Raw genomic sequence first — 3484 nt, 5'->3', positions numbered from 1 at the left:
ATCTGCACTGGCTCACTTTTATATAATGTTTGAAGGGAGGGTCGTAATTGAATAATGAGTAAAAATGAATTTACACAAAAATCCGTAAAGACCCTTTGTATCTTAACAAAAGTTAAAATTCCAGCTAAAATTAATATCACCAAAAAAGTTATTAACAAATAAATTTTTGTTCATTTTTTATATTTTCTAAATTCTGGAATAATTTTTGCAAAATTATTTTTAGTCACTGTCATACATCCCCTTTTCTTGTTCAATACATTCTTATCAAAAGAATTATTTACTATAAAAATTGCATTTAATTTAAAATTCTATATCTATATTACTTAAAAATTTTACCAAAACTTAAAAATTTATAATTATTTCTTATTGAATTTGTTGGATAATTAGACAATATATCTTTAGTATTTTGCTCCATTTCATTATCAAATTCATTTTTATTATCTTTGAAAAATTTAGCAATTCCTCTGGTATCTTTTAAATTTTCATTTATAAAGGATAACTTTGCTATAGTTTTACTTTTCTTACTAATGTTTGGTTTTAGTTCTAAAGTTGTTTTTTCTAAAAAATTTGCAGATCAATCTAAATCATATCATTTTTCTCTAGATTTATTGACTGGACCATAATATGTACCAGTTCATGTTGTTTTGGTTGCTAATGTTGCTGTAAAAAATTCTAATATTTTATTTTGGTCAACACTATGGTGCATTGTTTTTTTATTTGTATAAGTTGATCATGGAAGTCATTCTCTAAACTTTGCAGTAGAATGAGATGTAATAGAATCCAAATTTCAAAGAGGATTTCTTATTTTATCAAAAATTAATACAGCTCTGTCTTTCACACTAACACCACCAAATGTTGAATTAATTTTACCAGCAATTCCATTGTCAAAACCTTCCATGAAAAAATTATTATAGTCAGTTCAAACATCTTGACCATATTTATCTGATAAAAATTCTCTATTTTTCTCTAGAATAGGTTTTAAATTCTGGTTTTTTATAAACTGTTTAATTGCTTGAATAATTCATAATCCATTTACATCTTTTTTTAATGGTGTTTTAACAGCTTTTTTAACAATGCCTTTTACTATTTTTTTGACAATTTTTTCACTTACTGGAAATCCAATTTTAGTTAGTGCGGTTGAAGCCAAAGGAATGATAGCGGGTAATAGAGTTGTTGTTAAAGGGTTGACAAATAGAAAGCTTAAGGCTGCAGAAATGGCCAAGTCTAAACCAATTAAAAGTACATCATTAACAAAAGAGTACACTTGACTAAAACCATTTATGGTTTGAGAAAAGAAATCTGGTTTACTTTCTTGTTCAACTGGTTTTTCATATTTTGACCATGCATAATTTGAAAGGTATTGTTTTTCTTCATCATTTGAATCCGCAATTTTCTTTAAATATAGATTACTCATTGCATTCTGAAATCCATAATCATAATGTAATGAATTAATGTGCGAATAAGAATTGATAAATTTCATTTCTTCATCAAAATCATATTTAATGCTTTCTTGCTCATTCAATTCATTATCAACAAATGAGTAGATTTCACTTTCAATATTATCTTTATCGTACACATATATTCTTTGTGTCCCAAATGAATTCTGAATATCAAACAATTTTATATAATTATTAGCTTTTTCTTCCAAAGTTGATTTTGTTGAGAAAATTCTCTTTTTCAAAAATTTTTTCTCATATTGATCTATATTTAAATTGTATTTTAATTTATCTGTTTTAGAAATTTTAATTGCATTTTTTTCTAAAACTTCATCCAATGCTTGTCTTTTATCTTCTTGTATTTTAATTGCCACTTTACTACTAGAAACACAAAATAAACTAGTAGAACTCACTAAAGTCAAGGATAATAGTGAGATTAGTAATTTTTTCATATACATTTCCTCCATTTGTATATTTATTTGAAAATATAATTAATTTTTGGTTAAGGAAAATAATCTTTTCATTAAAAATCATTTAAAAATATTATTAAACAAAAATAACTCAATTATATTTATGATTAAAAGTATAAAAATGATAATTACCGGTATTGCACCTTAATTTTTGAAGATAATGAGATTTTAAAAAATTTTAAAATATAGTAATCTTTAATACAGGTTTTATATTTTTTAGTTTTATAAATAGCCTTTATTAAAATATTGCGCAAAAATTTCATATATTGCCTCCTAAGATTATTATATTTCTTAATTTTTTTACATTTTAATTCAAAAATAAAATTAAAGTTGTTTCCATTTTGTAAAAATGTTTAATGTGTTGACATTTCAATTTTAACAATTTGCTTTTTAAAACAAAATTATTAATTATGGTAATGATTACACAGTATTTATTTTTTAAAATGAGGTTTAAAGCTTTCTGGTCAATCTAATTCTTTAACCATCATTCATTCGGGTTTTGGGTTAGCAAAGTTAGAATGTTTTGTTACTTTATGAACTTTTCAATTTGATATATTTTTATTAAAACTCCAAGCATCTTGAAACATACCTTCCATATTAATAACTTGTGACGTATCTCATTGAGAAATATCTTGGTTAAATTCAGTTGCACCATTAAACATATTAGCCATATTAATCACTTTTGAGGTGTTTCAGTCGGAAATATTTCTATTAAAATACTTAGCATCTTGAAATATGCCTTCCATACTAGTTATGTTAGGACTAATGTACTTTGGCACAATGCTAATACGTTTTGGCATTTGATATGCTTTTCCATTTGCATCCCAACCGAGATTCAAAATATTAATTGTTCATTCTGGAGCAGGGCCATCAACTCAATCTAATTCATCATTACCAAATCCAATTGTATAAATGGTTTTACTTTGGTTTGCTCTATCTTTAATTTGATATGCCTGAACTTCACCTCGATATTTTTTGTCTTTAATAGCTTTAAATACAAATTTTTTAACAATCTTTTTAAGATCATTTGGTGCTTCAAACGCTACCTCAGATACTTCAAAATTTCCTTTGATATTCGGGTCATTTTTTAATTTTTCTTGCAAATCTTGAGTTGTTCAGAGTTCTTTTTTAGAATTGATAATTTCTTCAATTTCAGGAAGAATATTATTAATATATTCTAGCAGAAATCTTGGTACTTTATCACAAGACACAACCAATGTGCTTGTAGTGATTGTGGTAATTATTAAACCCAAACTACCTAATAGGGATAACATTTTTTTCATTTCTAGACCTCTTTTCTTGTTTTTAATTTTGAAAAAATTTTTTAAGATGTGACATTACATCTTATTTTTATTATATCCTTAGAGTTTCACCTAACCATTAAATGAAGAGATTTTGAAAAACAGAAAAAAATTTCTTAAATGAAAATTGTTTTTCAAACTAAAATAAAATTCATCGAATTAAGCAATTGATCTTGTCAAGAAAAGTGGACATAAAAAAACAACACATCAAAAGTTAGTTAACAAAAGCAATTCAATTGCTTTTGTTTTTATTTAAAAAATCTTGAGGAGATTCCCA

3 protein-coding genes are annotated in these 3484 nt (G+C 25.0%); all 3 read right to left on the bottom strand.

The features are described from left to right. Window positions 1–227: hypothetical protein (locus P695_RS06310; RefSeq protein WP_211227801.1), on the bottom strand; the 227-nt coding region annotated here is incomplete at its 3' end. Between the two features lie 92 nt (window positions 228–319). Continuing rightward, complete coding sequence (locus P695_RS0104765) at window positions 320–1888, bottom strand: hypothetical protein (RefSeq protein WP_028127081.1); 1569 nt, start codon at window positions 1886–1888, stop codon at window positions 320–322. Window positions 1889–2337: 449 nt separating this feature from the next. Continuing rightward, window positions 2338–3189, bottom strand: a complete 852-nt coding sequence (locus tag P695_RS06305; protein ID WP_028127080.1) for a BspA family leucine-rich repeat surface protein — start codon at window positions 3187–3189, stop codon at window positions 2338–2340. Between the last annotated feature and the right edge of the window lie 295 nt (window positions 3190–3484).

It is taken from the genome of Williamsoniiplasma lucivorax ATCC 49196 (genome assembly GCF_000518285.1).
GTDB lineage: Bacteria > Bacillota_I > Bacilli_A > Mycoplasmatales > Mycoplasmataceae > Williamsoniiplasma > Williamsoniiplasma lucivorax.
The sequence above is the reverse complement of the archived record's forward strand: the minus strand, read 5'-3'. Positions and strand labels throughout refer to the sequence as shown.